Origin of the sequence: Solwaraspora sp. WMMD406 (assembly GCF_029626025.1) — a bacterium.
Classification (GTDB): Bacteria; Actinomycetota; Actinomycetes; order Mycobacteriales; family Micromonosporaceae; genus Micromonospora_E.
Genome location: NZ_JARUBF010000001.1, coordinates 179,858 through 197,614, shown reverse-complemented (window position 1 = coordinate 197,614; position 17,757 = coordinate 179,858). Strand labels below are relative to the sequence as shown.

The 17,757-nt window shown below is 68.8% G+C and carries 18 protein-coding genes; 6 read left to right on the top strand and 12 right to left on the bottom strand.

Translation table 11 applies throughout. From position 1 onward, the window contains the following. Positions 1–30 precede the first annotated feature (30 nt). The 8 genes from O7632_RS00805 to O7632_RS00770 form a co-directional block, all read right to left on the bottom strand. Positions 31–762, bottom strand: a complete 732-nt coding sequence (locus tag O7632_RS00805; RefSeq protein WP_278110553.1) for a hypothetical protein — start codon at positions 760–762, stop codon at positions 31–33. After that, positions 759–1,895: an acyl-CoA dehydrogenase family protein gene (locus tag O7632_RS00800; RefSeq protein WP_278110551.1), complete on the bottom strand. Its 1,137-nt coding sequence runs from the start codon at positions 1,893–1,895 to the stop codon at positions 759–761. The genes O7632_RS00805 and O7632_RS00800 overlap by 4 nt, the downstream gene beginning before the upstream one ends. A gap of 10 nt (positions 1,896–1,905) precedes the next feature. Continuing rightward, positions 1,906–2,280, bottom strand: a complete 375-nt coding sequence (locus O7632_RS00795; RefSeq protein ID WP_278110549.1) for an ectoine synthase — start codon at positions 2,278–2,280, stop codon at positions 1,906–1,908. 13 nt (positions 2,281–2,293) lie between these two features. Further along, on the bottom strand, positions 2,294–3,109 hold the full coding sequence (gene trpA / locus O7632_RS00790; protein ID WP_278110547.1) for a tryptophan synthase subunit alpha: 816 nt from the start codon (positions 3,107–3,109) through the stop codon (positions 2,294–2,296). Then, positions 3,102–4,151 carry a hypothetical protein gene (locus O7632_RS00785; RefSeq protein WP_278110545.1) on the bottom strand — a complete coding sequence of 350 codons (1,050 nt, stop codon included), beginning with the start codon at positions 4,149–4,151 and terminating at the stop codon, positions 3,102–3,104. Before O7632_RS00785 ends, trpA begins: the two co-directional genes overlap by 8 nt. 2 nt (positions 4,152–4,153) lie before the next feature. Next, positions 4,154–4,414, bottom strand: coding sequence for a phosphopantetheine-binding protein (locus tag O7632_RS00780; protein ID WP_278110543.1), 261 nt, complete (start codon positions 4,412–4,414; stop codon positions 4,154–4,156). Further along, entirely contained in the window at positions 4,411–5,943 is a 1,533-nt protein-coding gene (locus tag O7632_RS00775) for an AMP-binding protein (RefSeq protein ID WP_278110541.1), read from the bottom strand. The genes O7632_RS00780 and O7632_RS00775 overlap by 4 nt, the downstream gene beginning before the upstream one ends. Positions 5,944–6,027: 84 nt before the next feature. After that, on the bottom strand, positions 6,028–6,861 hold the full coding sequence (locus tag O7632_RS00770; protein WP_278110539.1) for an NmrA family transcriptional regulator: 834 nt from the start codon (positions 6,859–6,861) through the stop codon (positions 6,028–6,030). A gap of 81 nt (positions 6,862–6,942) precedes the next feature. Between O7632_RS00770 and O7632_RS00765 the strand changes: the two genes are divergently transcribed. Beyond that, positions 6,943–7,884, top strand: a complete 942-nt coding sequence (locus O7632_RS00765) for an AraC family transcriptional regulator (protein ID WP_278110537.1) — start codon at positions 6,943–6,945, stop codon at positions 7,882–7,884. Between the two features lie 248 nt (positions 7,885–8,132). Here O7632_RS00765 and O7632_RS00760 read toward each other — a convergent pair whose 3' ends face one another. After that, entirely contained in the window at positions 8,133–9,422 is a 1,290-nt protein-coding gene (locus O7632_RS00760; RefSeq protein ID WP_278110535.1) for an MFS transporter, read from the bottom strand. A 720-nt stretch (positions 9,423–10,142) separates the two neighbouring features. Between O7632_RS00760 and O7632_RS00755 the strand changes: the two genes are divergently transcribed. From O7632_RS00755 to O7632_RS00735, 5 genes are all read left to right on the top strand, one after another. Beyond that, positions 10,143–10,475, top strand: coding sequence for a PadR family transcriptional regulator (locus tag O7632_RS00755; RefSeq protein WP_278110533.1), 333 nt, complete (start codon positions 10,143–10,145; stop codon positions 10,473–10,475). After that, positions 10,475–10,858 carry a DUF1048 domain-containing protein gene (locus O7632_RS00750; RefSeq protein ID WP_278110531.1) on the top strand — a complete coding sequence of 128 codons (384 nt, stop codon included), beginning with the start codon at positions 10,475–10,477 and terminating at the stop codon, positions 10,856–10,858. Before O7632_RS00755 ends, O7632_RS00750 begins: the two co-directional genes overlap by 1 nt. After that, complete coding sequence (locus O7632_RS00745) at positions 10,855–11,673, top strand: ATP-binding cassette domain-containing protein (RefSeq protein ID WP_278110505.1); 819 nt, start codon at positions 10,855–10,857, stop codon at positions 11,671–11,673. Before O7632_RS00750 ends, O7632_RS00745 begins: the two co-directional genes overlap by 4 nt. Continuing rightward, entirely contained in the window at positions 11,670–12,431 is a 762-nt protein-coding gene (locus O7632_RS00740) for an ABC transporter permease (RefSeq protein ID WP_278110503.1), read from the top strand. The genes O7632_RS00745 and O7632_RS00740 overlap by 4 nt, the downstream gene beginning before the upstream one ends. Positions 12,432–13,074: 643 nt before the next feature. Continuing rightward, the gene (locus tag O7632_RS00735) at positions 13,075–13,722 is read left to right on the top strand and encodes a response regulator transcription factor (protein ID WP_278119745.1); all 648 of its coding nucleotides are present in this window, start codon (positions 13,075–13,077) and stop codon (positions 13,720–13,722) included. A 595-nt stretch (positions 13,723–14,317) separates the two neighbouring features. Here O7632_RS00735 and O7632_RS00730 read toward each other — a convergent pair. From O7632_RS00730 to O7632_RS00720, 3 genes are read right to left on the bottom strand one after another with little or no spacing between them, the layout of a single operon-like run. After that, entirely contained in the window at positions 14,318–14,470 is a 153-nt protein-coding gene (locus O7632_RS00730; RefSeq protein ID WP_278110501.1) for a hypothetical protein, read from the bottom strand. Between the two features lie 15 nt (positions 14,471–14,485). After that, complete coding sequence (locus tag O7632_RS00725; protein WP_278110499.1) at positions 14,486–15,169, bottom strand: response regulator; 684 nt, start codon at positions 15,167–15,169, stop codon at positions 14,486–14,488. Beyond that, a complete protein-coding gene (locus O7632_RS00720) occupies positions 15,166–17,721 on the bottom strand; it encodes a DUF4118 domain-containing protein (RefSeq protein ID WP_278110497.1) in 2,556 nt (851 codons plus the stop codon). Before O7632_RS00720 ends, O7632_RS00725 begins: the two co-directional genes overlap by 4 nt. Positions 17,722–17,757 lie beyond the last annotated feature (36 nt).

Sequence of the window (17,757 nt, the reverse complement as noted above, 5' to 3'; positions counted from 1 at the left end):
CGGTGTCGCCGGGAGACGTGGTCGCCACGATCAAGCAGCCGCCCCGACCGAAGCCGGGTCACCCCGACCGGACCGGACGGCACGCCAATGGCGTCGGAGACCGCTGACGCTGTCGGCGCAGAACGCTCCCGTGACATCCCGCGCCGCCGTGTCGACGTCGACACCCGCGAAGCGGGGGTGGGCGGCGACCTTCTCGTATCGCTCGCGGGTGGCCGCCGAGATGCCCCCGGCGAGGAGGAACGGCCGGGTGGTCGCCTCCGCCAGATCGATCACCACATCGGGGTCGAGTGACAGGCCGGTACTCCCGACCCGCCCCCCGGTACCCGTGGCGTCGAACAGGAACACGTCGGTCCCCGCCCGCTCGTACGAGGCCAGCAGCAGACGCTCGGCGCAGACGTCACCCGTGACGTGCAGCACCTTGACCACTGTGGCCTCCGGCCACGCTCGCTTGATCGCCGCCACCATGCCCGGCGGTTGGTAGCCATGCAGTTGCAGCCACCGCACGTCGCCGGCGCGGGCCGCGCCGAGGACAGCGGTCGGATCTCGCAGGAACGTGACCAACATCGGTTCCGGGGCCGGCCGTACCGGGGTCCCCGGTTCGGCACGACACGCCCGTGCCAGGGCGGTGAACCGGCCGAGGGACAGGTCCGCGTGACCATCCGGGATCCCATGCCAGAGACCGATCAGGTCGGCGCCTGCGGCCGCGAGTAGGGCGACGTCGTTGCGGCTGGTAGCGCCGCACACCTTGAGCAGCACGGTCACAGCCCCAACATCGAGGAGATCCGGTTGTACTGAATCTCGGTCGTCCCCGAGTAGATGGTGCCGCCCACCGCGTTGGCCAACTCGCGATCGAGGCCGTACTCGGACATGTAGCCGTTGCCGCCGAAGATCTGGATCGCCGCCAGCCCCGAGGCCACGTTCGCCTCACTGGTGATCAACTTGCTGATAGCCACGTCCGTCGTGACGTCTTCGCCAGCGACGAGGCGTTCGGCGGTGTCGTACAGCCACCGGCGTGCCGTCTCGAGCTGGATGCGCATGTCGACCAGCTTGTGGGAGATCGCCTGGAACGAGCCGATCGGCTTGCCGAACTGCGTGCGGGTCCGGGCGTACTCCAGGCAGCGTTCGAACCGATGCTGCATTTCCCCGACGTTGATGATGAACGAGCAGAGGATCTCCCACTTCATGACGTGCTCGAGCAGGAGGAAGCCCCGCCCGATCCCGCCGATGGCCCGGTCGGCCGGTATCCGGCAGTCGTCGAAGTACAGCTCGCTCATCGGCGACGACGTCAATCCCATTTTCTTGATCGGCTGTCCAGCCGAGAAACCGGGAGTGTCCGCGTCGACCAGGAAGGCGGTGATGCCGATCGGCCCACCACCGGGTCGAGTGCGGGCGTAGACGACGACCACGTCGGCGATGGGGCCGTTGGTCACGAAGCTCTTGCTGCCGTTGAGCACGAAGTGGTCGCCGTCGCGGACCGCCATCGTCCGCATGCTCAGAGCGTCCGACCCGGTGTCGGGCTCACTGATGGCGTGGGCACCGATCAGGTCGCCCGAGCACACCCGCGGCAGGTACCGCTCCTTCTGCTCCGGGGTCCCGAAGTGCTGCAGCGGGACCCCGGTGCTGCACAGGGTGGTGGCCAAGGAGAAGCTCAGCCCGCCGTCGCGGCACCCGTGGCCCAGAGCCTCCAGTACGAACATGGTGGTGAGCAGGTCGGCACCGGCCCCACCGTGGGCCGGGTCGAACGGCAGGCCGAGTATCCCGGACGAGCGGAACTGCTTCCACGCGTCCCACGGAAACCCGGTCCCGATGGCGTCGTGCTCGGCGCCGGCAAGGTCTTGGCACCACTGGCGCATGCCCTCGCGCAGTGCGAGCTGATCCTCGTCCCAGGTGCGCATGCCTGCGGCCTCAGTAAGCGGAGGCGCCGGCGGCGTCCAGGCTGTGCCGCTCGTCGCCCCGCAACGCGGGCGAGAACACGCACACCAGGCGCAGGTCGGTGTCCGGGTCGGCGACGAGGTAGTGGGCGTCGTGCTTGTCGAGCGCGTAGAGCGTGCCCGGGGTGATGCGGTGCGCCGTGCCGTCGAGGGCGACGACCTCGCCGGAACCCTCGATGCAGTAGCAGGCCTCCAGGTGGTTGCGGTACTCGAGCAGCGACTTGGTGCCGGCACGCACCGTGGTGTCGGTGAGGGTGTAGCCGAGCCCGTCGCCCTCCAGCAGGAAACGGCGGCTCAAACCGTTGCCCCAGTCGACGGTCTTGACGCTGTCCAGGCTGCGTACGATCATCGGATCGTTCCTCTCAGGAGTGGCTGACCGGTCGTAGGGACCGGCGATGGTGGGGACGTAGGCCGGTGACGAGGTCGGCGAGGTCGCCGACGACGTCACCGCCCTTGGTGAACGCCGCCTCGGCGCAGGCGACGATGGTGCTGCCGACGACGGCGGCGTCGGCACCGGCCGCACGCACCCGCTCGACGTCGGCTGCCGTGCGCACCCCGAAGCCGGCGGCGATCGGCGCGTCGGTCAGGGCCCGCAGGGCGTCTATCGGGACACGGAGTGCGTCCGGGTCAGGGGCGGGGCCGGCGCCGCTTGGGCCGTAGTGCGTCACCAGATACACGTAGGCAGAGGCGTGGGACCCCGCCTCGGCCACGACCTCGGCAGAGGAGGACGCATAGCAGGTGGTGACGACGGGCAACCCGGCGGCGCCGGCCCGGTCGTAGAAGTCCGGGCGGGCCCGCGGCGGCGCCCCGTGGAGCAGCGCCCCCGCCGCCCCGGATTCCGCGATGGCCGTGACGACCTGCGCCATCGAGCGGGGCCGGACGGTGTGCGCCCAGTCGGCGAGAACGACCACCCGCAGATGACGGTGCCGGGCCCGGCACCGCGCGACGAAGGCAAGGGCGTCCTCGAGTTCGGTCCCGGCGGCGAGCGCCCGATCAGCGGACCGGCGGATCACCGGTCCGTCGCTTATCGAATCGGGAAACGGCACGCCCAACTCCAGGACGTCGACCTCGTGGTCGTCGAGCATGTCGGCGACGTCGTCGAGCACGTCGAACGGCGGGTCACCGGCGTTGAGGAACACCGCCAAACCAGGCGGCTGGGGAAAGAAGCCGTCAGCCACCGGAGGTCACCTCGCTTACCAGCGCAGCCGGGATCGACCTGCTGGCCCGTACGGCGTCGACCAGCTCGCGCACCGCCCCGTCGTGCATCGCCGCGATCGCCGCGGCGACGGTCGGGCGCCACCTCGACTCCGCATCGGACGCGATCACCAGTGCGGCGGCGTTGAGGGCCACGGTCTGGACGGCGACTTCGCCCGCCCGCCCGGACACGACGTCCAGGAAGTGCTCGACCACCCGGTCTGGTTCGGCCGCCGCCGCCAGGTCCGGCATGCTGCCGTCGGCCGTGCCCAGATCACCAGGACCGAGTCGGATCTCGGCCGCCGGCGAGCCGCAGTGAATGACGTTGTTGGCGAAGCTGATCAGCTCGTCGGCGCCGACGTCGTTGGTGGACAGCCACACCTCGCGGTCGTCGACCGCCTCCGCCAGCCGGCGTGCCAGTGGCAGAAGTCCGGGGTTCGGCAGGCCGGTGAGTTGACGCGTTCCCGGCAACGCCGGTAGGAACGGGCCCAGTGTGTTGAGCACCCGGCCGTACGGCCGCATGGGCAGCGGCAGAATGCGCCGGGCCAGCACGGTCAGCTCGACCGGGTACACGAAGTAGCCAGCGAAGGCGACGCCGTGACGAGCCAGCGACGCTGCCGTTTCGTCGTACGACTTCGTCAGCGGGATACCGAGCCGATCGAGCAGGTCGATCGAGCCGTACCGGCTGGCGTAGGCCCGCGACCCGGTCTTCACGACCCGTGCCCCGAGCGCGGCGGCGACGAAGGCGGCAGCGGTGGAGACGTTGAACGTCGACGCGCCGCCGCCCGTGCCGACCACGTTGACCGCTCCGGCGAAGGAGCGGACCGGCCCGGTGCGCCGCGCGCGCAGCGATCGCACCAGGTCGATGAGCGTCTCGGGGGCGACCATGTCGAGGCTGAGTCCTGCCATGAGCGCCGCTGGTTCGCCCGGGTCGAGCGTGTTGGCGCTGAGCTCGTCCCAGAACGATGACCACATCGCGGTGTCGACCGGTCGACCGGCCTGCAGGGCGGCGTACGCGTCGTGCACGGCTAGCTCGCCTTGGCCAGGACCGACGTCCGCGCCAGGAAGGCGTCGATGGCGTCGACCGTGCGGAAGTTGTCCGGGTCCAGTGCCGCGTCGTCGACGGTGACGTCGAACTCGGTCTCGATCCAGGCGATGAGCTTGAGCAGCCCGAGGCTGTCGATCACACCGTTGGCGAGCAGGTCGTAGTCGTTGGCGAGTTCCGACGCCGTGACGTCGGGCATGAACTCGCTGATCAGAAAGCTCTTGATGACGCCTTCGTGCTTCATCGTGCTGGTTCCTTTCTGGTGGTGGTCGCCTCGGGGCGAGGCAGACTCAGGGTCTTGACGAGAAACTGGCGGTCCACCTTGCCGGTCGACGTGCGGGGCAAGGGGGTCTCGGACAGGCGGAGGGTCGACGGAATGGCCGCCGTCGGCAGGTACCGAGCACAGTGCTCGCGGAGGCGGAGCGTGTTGACGGTCGCTCCTGGCTCGCGGCGCAGGACCGCGTGCAGCAGGTGGCCGGCGACCGCGTCGGTGACAGCGAGGACGACGGCCTCGGCGACCTCGTCGTGATCGAGCAGTACCTGTTCCACCACAGCCGTGTTGACTCGGGTGCCGCGCACCTTCACCTGGAAGTCGGTGCGTCCTTCGAGGTGCAGGACGCCGGAACCGTCACGGCGCACGACGTCGCCGGTCCGGTAGAAGCGAGTGGCGGTGCCAGGCGGTCGGCCCACGGGGGCGTCGACGAAAGGACCAGGTACCGCCGGGTCGGCACCCAGGTAGCCGGCGGACTGGAACGGCGTGGCGACGACCAACTCGCCGCGCCCCGCGCCCCTGACCACAGTGCCTTGGTCGTCGAGGACGACCGCTTCGACGCCGGGCAACGGGGTGCCGAGCGGGACGCCGTCGGTGGGCAGCGCGTCCCGGTCGACCTCGTGCAGGAAGCTGTCGTTGGTCTCGGTGCAGCCGTACACGTTGTAGAAGCGGCTGGCGGGGAACACGGCGGGCAACCGGGCCAGGCACCGGGCGGGCATGTGATCGCCGGTGAACAGCGCATGGCGGACCGTGGTGAGCTGCCGGGCCGGATCGCCGGCGGAATCGCCGGCGGAGTCGACCATCAGCTGATGGGCCATTGGTACGGCCTGCACGACGGTCACGGCGTTGTCGTCGATCGTGTCGAGCAGATAGCGCCCGTTGGTGGCGGCGTCCGGATCGACCAGGACCACGCGCCCGCCGTGGTGCAACGTGGCCCAGACGTCGAGGAAACAGAGATCGAAGTTCAGCGGGGCGTAGTTGAGTACCGAGGCGTCGGGGCCGAGGTCGAACTGTACGGCGGCCCAGTCGGCGAAGCGCTCGACCGCGCCTGCGGTGAGCGGCACCAGTTTGGGAAGACCCGTCGACCCCGACGTGGTGAGCACGAAGGCGACGTCGTCGGAGTCGACGGGGGTGGCCGGGCCTGGCGTACCTCCCGCCGGGCCGGGGCCGGCGTCGTCGGCGTCGACGACGTGGCGGCACCCGGCCCGGGCGAGGAGTTGCCGCGACGTGGCGGCGGGCAGCGTAGCCGAGGGAAGCACCACCGGCAGGCCCGCCCGCAGGCATGCCAGGACCATGGCGATGGTTCGGGGCGTCTTGGTGGCGGGCACGCCGATCGGCGCGCCGCCGGTGGTGTCGAGCTGGTCGAGGATGGCCGAGGCGTCGGCCACCAAGTCGGCCAGCTCGCCGTAGGAAATGTGCCGGTCCCCCGCCACGAGGGCCGTGGCGAGGGGACGGGTGTCGACCTGGCGAGCGAACGAAGTCCAGAGCCGTGTAGATTTCACACTGGAATCGTGCGGGCGCACCCGCAACATCACCGCAAGACCGGCACCCGCCGCTGCTCGACGGGCATCACCGGCGGCCGCGGACTAGGCGGCGTTCCACACGCCCGTGGGAGCGACTTCGGCCACCCAGTCCGCGAAGTCGCGGGGCTTGCGGTGCAGGGCACGCTCGACACCGTCAGCCAGCGAGCTGTTGCGGCCGTCGAAGAACTCGGAGATGAGCGTCGCCAGTGGATCGGCGAACTCGCGCGGTGCCCCGTCCTTGACGATCGCGTCGGCGAACTCGTCGCGAGTGATCGGTACGTAGCTGAGCTCACGACCCGTCGCCCGGGAGATCTCGGCGACCCCTTCGGCGAAGGTCCACAGACGAGGACCGGTCAGTTCGTAGCGCTCGCCCACGTGGCCGTCCTCGGTGAGGGCGGCCACCGCGACGTCGGCGATGTCGTTGGCGTCGACGAACGGATCGGCGTTGTCGCCACAGGGCAGGGCCAGCACGCCCTGGCGCAGCGGCTCGAGGAAGACGCCCTCGTCGAAGTTCTGGTTGAACGAGGCCGGGGCGACGATGGTCCACTCGACGGGGAGGCGCGTCACCGCGTCCTCACACCGGTCGGCCTCGTCCTGGTTTCGGGCGGACAGGAGGACCAGCCGCTGGACGCCCGCGTCGACGGCCAGCTGGGCCGCCTTGGCGACGGCCTCGCTGGCGCCGGGCCATTCGATCTCCGGGTAGTACATCAGGTAGGCGGACTTGACACCGACGAAGGCGTCGGCCCAGGTGGACGGCTGCTCCCAGTCGAACGGAGGCGTACCGCTGCGGGAGCCGACCCGCACGTTCACGCCGCGCTCGACGAGCCTCTGGATGACCCGGCGGCCGACCCGGCCGGTACCGCCGAGGACCAACGTGGTGTTCTCGTTTGCTGTCATGACTACAAGTCTGGACGCCGCTGTCTGGACGGTCCATGGCCAGGATTCCGGAATGCATATTCGATCGTCTACTCTTGGGCGGTGGACGCACTCGCAGGACTGCTCGAAGGGCCGCGCGCCAGTGGTGCCTTCCTCCTCCGTACCATCCTGGATCCGCCGTGGTCGATCCGGGTCGAAGACAAGTCGCCGCTCTGCCTCGCGGCAATGCTGAGCGGCGAAGCTCGGGTCGAGCCGGACCACGGCGAGCCGGTGTGGCTGCGCCCAGGTGACGTCGCCATCATCCGAGGGCCGGATCCCTACGTGATGAGCGACGGTACGGCGACTCCGCCGCAGGTCATCGTCCACCCCGGACAGCAGTGCCTCACGCCCGACGGCGTCGAGCTCCGGGAGCGGATGTCGCTGGGAGTCCGCACCTGGGGCAGCAATCCCGACGGGTCGGTCCAGATGCTGCTCGGGGTGTACGAGGAGGTCGGCGCCGTCGGCCAGCGCCTGCTCGACGTACTGCCGCCGCTGCTGGTCATCTCCGACGACACCTGGGACTCGATGCTCATCTCGGTGCTGGCCGGCGAAGTCACCAAACAGGGACCGGCACAGGGCGTCGTACTCGACCGCCTGCTCGACCTGCTGCTCATCTCGGTACTGCGCGTGTGGTTCGACCGCCCGGACAGCGAAGCCCCGGCCTGGTACCGGGCGCACGCGCACCCGGTGGCCGGCGAGGCGCTACGGATGTTCCACGAGGATCCGGCGAACGACTGGACGTTGGCACGGGTCGCCGCCGAGGTCGGTGTGTCCCGGGCGACGCTGGCGGAGTGTTTCCGCAAGGCCGTCGGCACCCCGCCGATGACCTATCTGGCCGAGTGGCGGCTGGCGCTGGCCGCCGACCTGCTGCGCCAGTCCGATGCCACGCTCAACGCGGTCGCCCGGCAGGTCGGTTACGGCAGCGGGTTCGCCCTGAGTTCGGCGTTCAAGCGGGTGTACGGCGTGAGCCCGCAGGAACACCGTAGCGCCGCCATGGCGCACTGAGTCGTCCAACTGTCAGCGGCCGGATCCACCACCGATGTCGGCAGTTCGTCATACCGTGGGTGGAGTGCCCGCGCCGTCGATGATCGCTCTGGAGCAGTCGATGCCGGCCGCGGGCGTTGAGTTCGGAGAGCGAGATCTGGTGGATCCGGCCGAACCCGCCGGCGTCGGTCCAGCGGCGCAGCGTCCGCCAGCAGGTCATCTCTGAGCCGAAGCCCAGCCCTGTCCGGCAAACGAAGTCAACCCCACGGTCACACCCCTGCCGTCGACGGTAGCTTGCGCGTTGTGCGCAGCGGTGACAGGACGGCGGGCAGGAACGCGGCTGTCATTCCGGCTACCCCGATGAAAAGTACGGCTTGCGCGCCGAGCAGCCCGCCGAGTACTCCACCGAGCAGTCCGCCGATCGGCATGCTGCCCCATTGGGCGAAGCGGGCAGTGGCGCTCATCCGGCCAAGCAGCCGGTCCGGCGTGGCTGCCTGTTGGAGCCCTACCTGCGAGATCAAGCGGATCACGCCGCCCGCGGAGACGAGGGCTAGTCCGGCGGCAGCAAGCCAGACTAGCCAGCCGGGCCGGGCGATAGGCAGTATCGCGGCGGCCGGTGCCGTGCAGAGTGTCGTCAACCAGACAGCTGGGCCGGGGCCGATCCGGGCGATCACTCGGCGGGCGAGCAGAGCACCAGCGAGTCCGCCTGACGCCATTACCGAGAGCACCAGACCGATACCGAACGAGCCAAGGTTCAAGTGTCGGGACAGGAACACCAGCAGCATGGTCTGGTAGGTGATGAGGAAGAGGCTGAAGATGCCGTCGGTGAACAGGATGGGGCGTAACAGTGGATGGCCAAGCACGAACCGCAATCCTTCTGCGACTTCTCGGATGAGATGCCGGGTGACGGGTTTCTGTGGCTGCGGTTCGGGCTTGCGGATTCGCAACACACCCAGCGCAGACAACAGCATCCCGGCGGAGCTGACGACCAGTGTCAGCGGTGCGCCCAGCCAGGCGACCAGCGGTCCGGCCACGCCCGGGCCGCTGATGCTCATGGCGGAGCGCGCTGCAGCGATCTTCGCGTTTCCCTCCACCAGGCGCTCACGGCCGACAAGTGCGGGAAGATAGCTGGTGTAGCCGACCTCGAACAGCACGGTCATCATGCCGTGGGCGAGCGCGACGGCAAACAGCAGCCAGATCGACAGGGCGTCTGCCCACCATGCCAGGGGCACGAGCAGCAGCAGCCCTGCCCGTACCAGATCTGTGGAGATCATGACCGGGCGCTTGCGCCAGCGGTCTATCCAGGCACCCGCCGGAAGCCCGATCAGCAGCGAGCCGGCCGTCGTCAGCGCTGTCAGAACGCCGACTTCGAACTCATTAGCCTCAACCCAGACGATTGCCACTAGAGGAAGCGCGAGAAACACGAACCGGTCAGCGAGTTGACCGGCTAGGGTCGCGCCGAAGAAGCGCCGAAAATCGCCTTCGCGGAACAGGCCGAGACGGGATGATCGGGCGACCGATCGCTGCGCTTCCCGAGGAGATTTGTCGAATTCTGTCACAGTGGCTCCGAGATCAAAATTGTTCAGACTCTTCCCACTCTTGAAAGGGGTGAAGTGCCACATCGGTTCGGTCCAGATGCCGGCGACCCGACGTTCATCCCTGCTCTGCGTTGCCTCGTACGTCGCGTCGAGGACCGGTCGCTGCGCCGACGGAGGTGGCAGCACAGAGCAATCGATTTTCCGTTCGTGGTCAGTGGTGGGGCGCCGGGCGCAACGAATTCGGCTGGGATCAGATGATATTATTTCGAAGTACCTCGACTTTCAGCGCTCGATACTAAACCACGTAGCTTCACCTGCTGGTCAATGCGAACGATGAATTCCAATTCATCGTTCGGCGTCCAGTGTACCCAGTCGCCGGTCTGGCACAGGCGGCCTGGTTCGAACGGGTTTGTAACGAACCGGGCATCGGTTGGTACTGCAAAGTCCTCGTCGTCACCCGCGCCGCCGAGGCCACCAAGGGGGCACCACCCCAAGCGAGCACAGCCTGATCCCGCCGAGTAGCAACGAGGTCCGCCGCCTGTTCGCCCACCTCGTCCTCATCGGGCGTACCACAGCTGATGATGTGCCGTACTGGTCAACCCGGCACCGCCGGCGGCGGAACTGCCCTCAGCTTCCGGTCCTGTGTCGGCGCCGTCGCGAGGTACTTGCGATGCGGCTAGTCAGTGTTACTATGTACCGGTAGTCAGTGTTGCTTAGTACCGACATGCGGGGTGGTGATCTGTGAGCAGGCAGATGACGGAGATGCTCAAGGGCACGCTGGAGGGCATCGTCCTGGCGGTCCTGTCGATGCGACCCGCGTACGGGTACGAGATCACCGCGTGGCTCCGGGAGCAGGGCTTCGCCGACATCGCGGAGGGCACTGTCTACGCCCTGCTGGTCAGGGTCGAGCAGAAACGCCTCGTCGACGTGGAGAAGGTCCCGTCCGAGAAAGGGCCGCCGCGCAAGGTCTACTCGCTCAATGCCCAGGGGCGGGAGCACCTCGACGAGTTCTGGAAGACCTGGATTTTTCTCTCCGAACGACTGGAAACACTCCACAAAGGAGACAAGCAATGATGTTCGACACGGAGAACGGATTCCTCGGCAAGGTGGTCGGCCCCAAGCGGCGCTGGCGGGCGTACAAGGCACGCGTGCGCAAGCTCCCACCGCCGTACCGGGCGGCGGTCGACGCCATCGAGCGGTACCTGATGCACTTCGGGGCGATGGACGGCGACAGTGCGGCGTCGCTGTTCGAGGACGTCGCCGACCTGTTCGAGCGGGCGGCGGCGGACGGCACCCAGATCCGGGACATCGTCGGAGACGACCCGGTGGAGTTCGTGGAGACGCTGATCGCCAACTACGACAAGGGCGGGTACGTGAGCCGGGAACGGAACCGGCTGTCACGCGCCATCGCGCTCGCCGCCGGTGAGGACCCCGCGAGCGCGGAGGAACCGCGATGACGACGCGGCAGGCCCCGGCGATCCGCGTACGCGGGCTGGAGAAGTCCTACCAGCAGCTGAAGGTGCTGCGGGGGGTGGACTTCGAGGTGGCGCGGGGCAGCATCTTCGCTCTGCTCGGCTCGAACGGCGCCGGCAAGACGACCGTCGTACGGGCGCTCGCCACACTGCTCAAGGCGGACGCGGGGACCGCCACCGTCAACGGCTTCGACGTCGCCACCCAGGCGGCACAGGTACGGGAGTCCATCAGCCTCACCGGGCAGTTCGCGGCGGTCGACGAGATCCTCAGTGGCCGGGAAAACCTCATTCTGGTGGCCCGGCTGCGGCACCTGCGCAACCCGGGCAGGATCGCCGACGAACTCCTCGGTCGTTTCTCGTTGACCGACGCCGCAGCCCGGAGGGTGTCGACGTACTCCGGCGGCATGCGTCGCCGTCTCGACCTCGCCATGAGTCTGGTCGGAAACCCGCCGGTCATCTTCCTCGACGAGCCGACGACCGGGCTCGACCCCCAGGCCCGCGTCGAGGTATGGCAGGCCGTCAAGGAACTCGCTGACCAGGGCACGACCGTACTGCTCACCACCCAGTATCTGGACGAGGCCGAGAGTCTCGCCGACCGCGTCGCGATCCTCCACGAGGGCCACATCATCGTCAACGGCACCCTCGGCGAACTCAAGCAGCTGCTCCCGCCCGCCAAGGTCGAGTACGTCGAGAAGCAGCCAACCCTCGAGGACGTCTTCTTCGCCATCGTCGGCGCAGGCGACAAGGACGGTCCGCCAGCAATTCCACCACTGGCGCGGACAGGTGAGGAACAGCTATGACAAGGCACTCCTTCGGCGACATCGCCGTCCTGCTGGGCCGGTCACTGACGCACGTCGCCCGTAGCGCGGACACCATCGTCACGACCGCGATCACGCCGATCGCCATGATGCTGCTGTTCGTCTACGTGTTCGGCGGTGCCATCGACACCGGGTCAGGAACATACGTCAACTACCTGCTGCCCGGAATCCTGCTGATCACGATCGCCTCCGGGATCGCCTACACCGCGTTCCGGCTCTTTCTCGACGTGCGCAGCGGCATCTTCGAGCGATTCCAGTCCATGCCGATCGCTCGATCGTCGGTACTGTGGGCGCACGTCTTGACGTCGTTGGTCGCCAATCTCGTCTCGCTCGTGGTCGTCGTCGGCGTCGCACTGCTGATGGGCTTCCGTACGAGCGCGGGGGTGCTTGCCTGGCTCGCGGTCGCCGGCATCCTGATCCTGTTCACCCTCGCACTGACCTGGCTCGCCGTCATCCCCGGGCTCACCGCGAAGAGCGTGGACGGCGCGAGCGGATTCTCGTACCCGTTGATCTTCCTGCCGTTCGTCAGCTCGGCCTTCGTGCCCACCGACACCATGCCCGGACCGGTACGTGCCTTCGCCGAGCACCAGCCGGTGACGGCCATCGTCGACGCGATCCGCAATCTGTTCGCGCAGCAGCCGGTCGGCGCCGACATCTGGATCGCCCTCGCCTGGTGCGTCGGCATCCTCGTCATCGCGTACACCCTCGCGATTGTCACCTACCGTCGCCGAATCTCCTGAATCGATGTGCGGACGCCACCGGCCCGATCGGTGACGTCTCGTCCGGCGGCCGCGTCTGGTCAGGGACGAATCCAAAGCCTCACGGCTGGTCGTGGTCGCGCCGGTGTGGCGAAATCGCCGGGAGGGAACTCCGGCTGGGTCCTGGCGGGTCCGTGCTGGTTCCTCGACGTTCGAGCACCCATGGAGTACCACGCGCTGCCCAGCCCTTCAAAGCGCGACCTGAACCTCGAACTGCACGGACCGGGACGTTCGCGGCCGGCTGGCGGTGGTCGGCCGGGAATCTGGTCCACCGGCACCCACCTGCTGACCGGCCCACTGGCAGGCGTTGGTGCGCCCGGCCCGGATCGGGCACCTGCCTGACGGGTTCTGGTTTGCCCCTGGCGAGGGTAGGGGTAACTCCTATCCCGACTGGGTGGTAGCAGGATCGAGCGAAATGCAGAAACCGTGGAAGCTCATTTCCAGGACCACGCAGAAGATCTCCCGGTTCCATCGGGCCACCCTGGCCCTCGTCCTTCCCGTCGCCGTGATAGCGGCACTCGCCGCGTGTGACGACTCGGCGGCGCCGAAGGCCGCACCCGCGGCCAGTCCGGAAGCCGCGGTTCCCTCGACCTCGACAAACGCGGCCCCCGCAGCGGGCTTGCATATGATCACCAACAACGGGCGTCAACTTGCCTTCCACGTCACACCCGGCCTGATCAGGATCCTGCGGGCCAATTCATTCGAGGTCGTGGAAGCCGTTGACAACGGACCCGCGCTGATCCGGTCGCTGACGACGCACCGCCCCGACGTCGCCATCGTCGACGTTCGGTTGCCGCCGACCTTCACCGACGAGGGGCTGCGTTCCGCGATCGAGGCCCGCCGCCAGATTCCAGGGCTGCCCATCATGGTGCTCTCGCAGTATGTCGAGCAGATCTACGCCAGGGAGCTGATGTCGGATCGCGCGGGCGCGGTGGGCTACCTGTTGAAGGACCGGGTTACGGACGTCGGCCAATTCGTCGCCAGTGTCCGGCAGGTCGCTACCGGCAGCACCGTTATGGACCCCGACGTGGTGAGTGCGCTCCTCACCCACCGCTCCACCGACCCTAAGCTCCTGGAGCTGAGCCCACGCGAGCATGAGGTCCTCACCCTGATGGCGCAGGGCCGCTCGAACGCTGCGATAGCCGCCCGGATGTTCGTCACCGAGAAGACCGTCAGCAAACACAGCAACAGCATCTTCACCAAGCTCGGTCTCAAGCCCTCCGAGGACGACAACCGCCGCATCCTGGCGGTCCTCGCCTACCTGGAAGGCTGAGTCCTTGGCTCTGCCCCACCATAAGTGAGACCGAGGAACTGCCGAGCATCCAGGGCCGTGGGGCGACGACGAAGAGCTGAGCACCCTGAATCTGATCACGGATGAGGTACGCCACGGGCGGCGTCATGTACGGGCCGACCGCAGCGTTCGCAGCCGGAGTCGTGACCCGAGGAGTGTTGCCCGACCTCGCGGCCGGCGGTGTCGGCGTACGGGTCTCCTGCGCAGAGCCAGGTACGCCAAATGTGCACAGGCCTGGGCGAGTGGCGCTGGGAGACCTTGCGGTGCGGGTCGCCCCGGCGAGGCACGTCTGTTGATCACGATGAGTAATCGGTGGATGTGGGTCGTCGCACGAATCGCGGCTACACCTCCAGGGGAAACCGCCGACGGGCGTGGCACCCACGTCGCACCCACGTGACACCCACCGTCCACACCAGTCACACAACAAGAGAGTCCCGAGCCGCGTTCCCGCAGCTCGGACTCCTGTTGATCTCGCTCGCCCGAAGGGACTCGAACGCCCAACCTGTCATCCGTAGTAGACGATCGAGCACCCATGGAGCACCACGTCCCGCCGCTGCAGCCGGGGTGGGCCGGGGTTTCACTGACGGTCGTCGTCCCGCCGGTGTGGTGGGTCGGCGGGGGGAGGACGGTGCATCGGCGTCCGATTCACAAGGCCCGCGCCGACGGCGACGGCGAGGAAGATCGCTCCGACGGCGAGGACGATCAGCGCCAGGTGGCCGAGTATCTCCACAGTGGTTGCTCCGTTTCATGGCTGGTAGCGGTAGCCCATGCCGGGTTCGGTGAGCAGATGGCGTGGCCGGGCGGGGTTGGGTTCGAGTTTGCGGCGTAGCTGGGCCAGGTACTGGCGTAGGTAGCTGGTCTCGGTCTCGTAACCCGGGCCCCAGACGTCGTGCAGGAGTTGGCGCTGGCTGATCAGCTTCCCGGGGTTGCGCAGCAGTGTCTCGAGGACCCGCCACTGGGTGGGGGTCAGTTTGACCTCGGTGCCGTCGTCGGCGGTGACGGTGTGGGCGGCGAGGTCGACGGTGTGGTGGCCGAGTCGCGCGGTGGGGCCGGTCGGGTCGGTGCCCGACGCGTGTCGGCGGGTGACGGCGCGGATGCGGGCGAGGAGTTCGTCGACGCCGAAGGGTTTGGTGACGTAGTCGTCCGCGCCGGCGTCGAGGGCGGTGACCTTGTCGTCGCTGCCGGCGCGGCCGGAGAGCACGATGATCGGGACCGTGGTCCAGCCACGGAGCCCTCGGATGACGTCGACCCCGTCGAGGTCGGGCAGACCGAGGTCGAGCACGACGAGGTCGGGTGGGTGGCTGGCGGCGGCTTTGAGCGCGGCGGTGCCGGTGGCGGCGACGTCGACGTGGTATCCACGGGCACGCAGGTTGATGCGCAGCGCGCGGAGAATCTGTGGTTCGTCGTCGACGACGAGGATCCGGTTCATGGCGGTGGGCCCTCCGTGGGTTCGGCGGCTGTGGCGGCGGGCAGCCGCAGCACCATGGTGAGTCCACCGCCGGGCGTGGTCTCCGGAGTGATGCTGCCGCCCATCGCTTCGGCAAGGCCACGGGACAGGGCGAGCCCGAGTCCGACGCCGGTGGTGTTGTCGCGGTCGCCGAGTCGCTGAAACGGCAGGAAGACGTGGTCCCACTGGTCTTCGGGTATGCCGGGGCCGGTGTCGATGACGCGGAGTTCGACCTGGCCGGCGTGGGCGCTGGCGGTGATGGTGGGTGGTCGCCCGGGTGGGCTGTGGCGCAGGGCGTTGGCGACGAGGTTGACCAGAACCCGTTCGAGCAGGCCCGGGTCGGCGGTGGCGGCGGGCAGATCGGCGGGAATGTCGGTGGCGACGTCGGTGGCGGGTGGGCCGAGCTCGTCCAGAGCCCGGGGTACGACGTCTTCCAGGCCGATCGTGGCGGCGGTGATGCCGAGTGCCCCGGCCTGCAGCCGACTCATGTCCAACAGGTTCGCCACGAGGCGGCTGAGTCGGTCGAGCGACTCGTCGGCGGTGGCCAGCAGCTCGTCGCGGTCGTCGGCGTCGAAATCGACGTCGCGGCTGCGCAGGCTGGACACGGCGGCCTTGGCCGAGGCGAGGGGGGTGCGCAGGTCGTGGCTGACGGCGGCCAGCAGCGCGGTGCGCATCCGGTCGGCTTCGGCCAACGGCCGGGCGGCGGCAGCCTGGGCGGCGAGGCGCTCCTGCCGGAGCGCGACGGCGGCCTGGGCGGCGAACGCCTCGACGATGCGCCGATCCGCGGCCTCCAGCCGACGGCCGCGGAGCACGACGGTGAGCCGTTCGTCGACCGGTACGGCGGTCTCGCCCGCGTCGGGGTTCGTCGCCGGTGCCTCACCGACGCTCGCGACGATCCGCCAGGCGCCCTCCTCACGGGCCCGATCCGGTCGCCCGCCAGCGGATTCGACCAACTCGAGCACGCTGACCGCGCGGAGCGCGAAGGTCTCCCGGAGCCGTTCCAACAGTGCGGGCAAGGGCCGCTGGCCACGGAGTACGTTGCCGGCGACGGTGGCCAGAGTCTGCGCGTCGGCGGAGGCGCGGGCTGCTTCGCGGGTACGTCGGGCGGCCACGTCGACGATCCAGCTGACCGCGACGGCGACGCCGACGAAGACACCGAGGGCGAGCCAGTTGTCACGCTCGGCGATGGTCAGTGTGTAGAAGGGCGGGGTGAAGAACCAGTTCAGCAGCAGAGACCCGCCGAGCGCGGCGAGCAGCGCCGGCCAGAGCCCACCGACCAGTGCCACGCCGACGACGCAGGCGAGGAATATCAGGATGTCGTTGGTGAGGCTGAGATCGGGGAGCGCCTTGAGTAGCGCGGTCAGGGCGGGCAGGCCCGCGACGGTGAGGACGAAGCCGTACAGCTGGCGACGTCGGGACAGCGCGGCCGGGACCGTCGGTCCGGTCCGGCCGCGACCAGCCTCGGGGTGGGTGACCAGGTGCACGTCGATGGGCCCGGACAGCGCGGTGGTGGTGACGCCGACTCCACGGGAGAACAGCTGTGCGACGCGGCCGCGTCGGCTGGCACCGAGGACGAGTTGGGTGGCGTTGACGCCCCGGGCGAAGTCGAGCAGCGCGGCGGGGATGTCGGCACCGAGGACCTGGTGGTAGGTGCCGCCGAGGCTCTCCACCAGGACCCGGTGCCGGGCGAGTCGGGCCGGGTCGGCGCCGGCGAGGCCGTCGCTACGAGCGATGTGTACGGCGAGCAGGTCGGCGCCTTTGCTGCGGGCGGCGATCCGGGCGGCGCGCCGGATCAGCGCCTCCCCTTCCGGCCCTCCGGTGAGCGCGACGACGACCCGTTCGCGGGCCTCCCAGGTCGCGGAGATGCCCTGCTGGGCTCGGTAGGCGTCGAGTTGCTCGTCGACCTTGTCGGCCAGCCAGAGTAGGGCCAGTTCGCGCAGGGCGGTGAGGTTGCCGACGCGGAAGTAGTTGCCGAGTGCGGCGTCGATCTTGTCGGGGCGGTAGATGTTGCCGTGTGCCATTCGTCGGCGGAGCGCCTCCGGGGTCATGTCGACCAGTTCGACCTGCTCGGCGGCGCGGACGACGGCGTCCGGGACGGTTTCCCGCTGGGTGGTGCCGGTGATCTGGGCGACGACGTCGTTGATCGACTCCAGGTGCTGGACGTTGACGGTGGTCAGTACGGTGATCCCGGCGTCGCACAGTTCCTGGATGTCCTGCCAGCGTTTTTCGTGGCGGCAGCCGGGCACGTTGGTGTGGGCGAGTTCGTCGACGACGGCGACCTCGGGACGGCGGGCCAGGACCGCGTCGAGGTCCATCTCGGTGAACTGGGTGTTCCGGTAGGTGATCGTGCGGCGGGGGACCGTCTCCAGGTCGCCGATCATGGCGGCGGTGTGCTTTCGGCCGTGCGTCTCGACGAACCCGATGACCACGTCGGTGCCGCGTTCGGCGCGGCGGTGGGCCTCCTCGAGCATGGCATAGGTCTTGCCGACGCCGGGTGCGGCACCGAGGTAGATGCGCAGTTCTCCCCGTGGCACGGCGAGTGTCCTTTCCTAGCGTTGCCGGCGGGCGCC

What these genes read in the sequence shown, in the direction of transcription:
- O7632_RS00800 (WP_278110551.1), bottom strand. Translation starts at nt 1,895, where the DNA reads ATGCGCACCTGGGACGAGGATCAGCTCGCACTGCGCGAGGGCATGCGC.
- O7632_RS00795 (WP_278110549.1), bottom strand. Translation starts at nt 2,280, where the DNA reads ATGATCGTACGCAGCCTGGACAGCGTCAAGACCGTCGACTGGGGCAAC.
- O7632_RS00780 (WP_278110543.1), bottom strand. Translation starts at nt 4,414, where the DNA reads ATGAAGCACGAAGGCGTCATCAAGAGCTTTCTGATCAGCGAGTTCATG.
- O7632_RS00770 (WP_278110539.1), bottom strand. Translation starts at nt 6,861, where the DNA reads ATGACAGCAAACGAGAACACCACGTTGGTCCTCGGCGGTACCGGCCGG.
- O7632_RS00750 (WP_278110531.1), top strand. Translation starts at nt 10,475, where the DNA reads ATGTTCGACACGGAGAACGGATTCCTCGGCAAGGTGGTCGGCCCCAAG.
- O7632_RS00745 (WP_278110505.1), top strand. Translation starts at nt 10,855, where the DNA reads ATGACGACGCGGCAGGCCCCGGCGATCCGCGTACGCGGGCTGGAGAAG.
- O7632_RS00740 (WP_278110503.1), top strand. Translation starts at nt 11,670, where the DNA reads ATGACAAGGCACTCCTTCGGCGACATCGCCGTCCTGCTGGGCCGGTCA.
- O7632_RS00735 (WP_278119745.1), top strand. Translation starts at nt 13,075, where the DNA reads ATGATCACCAACAACGGGCGTCAACTTGCCTTCCACGTCACACCCGGC.
- O7632_RS00725 (WP_278110499.1), bottom strand. Translation starts at nt 15,169, where the DNA reads ATGAACCGGATCCTCGTCGTCGACGACGAACCACAGATTCTCCGCGCG.